The organism is Streptomyces phytophilus (assembly GCF_013870535.1).
GTDB classification, from domain to species: Bacteria; Actinomycetota; Actinomycetes; order Streptomycetales; family Streptomycetaceae; genus Streptomyces; species Streptomyces phytophilus.
The window spans coordinates 1-1,820 of the sequence record NZ_JACBXC010001201.1; the positions used below are offsets into that span (position 1 = coordinate 1).

Genomic DNA, 1,820 nt, shown 5'->3' on the forward strand with positions numbered 1-1,820 from the left:
CGCCCGCAGCGGCGTCGGCCGCACCACCCTCTACCGCCACTGGCCGGACCCCGCGGAGATGGTCCGCGACGCCATCACCGAGGGCCCGGCGATCGCGCACGTGCGCCCCACCGGGGACCTGCGGCACGACCTGCTGGGCGAGCTGGACGCGGTCCGCCGCTGGCTGCACGACCCCGTCGCGGAGCGCGCGCTGCGCGCCGTCATCGAGCGCGCCAGCGTCGACGCTTCGTACGCCGGGCTGAAGACCGCCCTCCACGCCGCGGGCTCCGAGGGGCTGCGCGCCATCGTCGACGCCGCCAAGGAGCGCGGCGACCTGCCCGCCGGGCTCGACACCGCGCTGGCGGCCGACCAGCTCTCCGGCCCGCTGCTGTTCCGCCGCCTGGTGGCCGAGCGGACCTTCGACGGCCGGTTCGTGGAGTCCGCCGTGGACTTCTTCCTCGGCGCGTACGGCGCCGCCGCCCCGGGCCGCGGCGGGGGAGGGGCTGTCGGCGCCCGGCCGTAGACTGCACTCGTGGCAGGCAGGATCAACGACGACGACGTGCGGACGGTCAGGAACGCGGTTCCGATCGACGCCGTGGTCTCCGAGTACCTGCAACTCCGCCCCGGCGGCGGTGGCAACCTCAAGGGCCTCTGCCCCTTCCATGACGAGAAGTCCCCTTCCTTCCACGTGAGTCCGGCCAAGGGGCTGTACCACTGCTTCGGCTGCCAGGAGGGCGGGGACACGGTCGACTTCGTCATGAAGGTCGAGCACCTGTCCTTCTCCGAGACCATCGAGCGCCTCGCCGCCCAGGCCGGCATCACCCTGAGGTACGAGGAGGGGGGCTACAACCCCGGCCGGCAGCAGGGCGAGCGCACGCGGCTGCTGGAGGCGCACAAGGTCGCCGCGCAGTTCTACGCGGAGCAGCTCGGCTCCGCGGAGGCGGAGATCGGCCGCGGGTTCCTGGCGGACCGCGGCTTCGACCAGGCCGCGGCGGAGCGCTTCGGCGTGGGGTACGCGCCGGCGGGCTGGGACCACCTCACCCGCTTCCTGCGCGGCCGGGGCTTCACCGACAAGGAGCTGACGCTCTCCGGGCTCTCCCAGGACGGCCGCCGCGGGCCCATCGACCGGTTCCGGGGGCGGCTGATGTGGCCGATCCGGGACATCACGGGCGAGGTCGTCGGCTTCGGCGCCCGCCGGCTGCGCGAGGACGACAACGGCCCGAAGTACCTGAACACGCCGGAGACCCCGATCTACCGCAAGTCCCAGGTGCTGTACGGGGTCGACCTGGCCAAGCGGGACATCGGCAAGCAGGGCCGGGCCGTCGTGGTGGAGGGGTACACCGACGTGATGGCGTGCCACCTGTCCGGGGTGACGACCGCCATCGCGACGTGCGGCACGGCGTTCGGCGGCGAGCACGTGAAGATCCTGCGCCGGGTGCTGACGGACAACTCGCGCTCCGAGGTGGTGTTCACGTTCGACGGGGACGCGGCGGGCCAGAAGGCGGCGCTGCGCGCGTTCGAGGACGACCAGAAGTTCGCCGCCCGTACGTCGATCGCGGTCAGCCCGGGCGGCATGGACCCGTGCGACCTGCGGCTGGCGAAGGGCGACGAGGCGGTGCGGCAGCTCATCGAGGAGCGCTCGCCGCTCTTCGGGTTCGCGATCCGCTCGTTCGTCACCCAGCACAACCTGGAGACGGCGGAGGGCCGTTCCGCGGCGCTGGAGCAGGCGGCGCCGGTGGTGGCGCGGATCAAGGACGTCGCGATCCGGCACGAGTACGCGGTGCGGCTCGCCGGGATGCTGGGGATCCTGGACGAGCGGTTCGTGGTGGACCGGGTCCGGC

The 1,820-nt window shown here is 73.4% G+C and carries 2 protein-coding genes; both read left to right on the forward strand.

Annotated features, from left to right (window positions below):
* The coding region (locus H5J30_RS30765) for a TetR-like C-terminal domain-containing protein (RefSeq protein ID WP_181790750.1) at positions 1–502 on the forward strand (502 nt) is incomplete at its 5' end.
* A 9-nt stretch (positions 503–511) separates the two neighbouring features.
* Positions 512–1,820, forward strand: a 1,309-nt coding sequence (gene dnaG / locus H5J30_RS30770) for a DNA primase (protein WP_181790752.1), incomplete at its 3' end; no start/stop codon positions are given.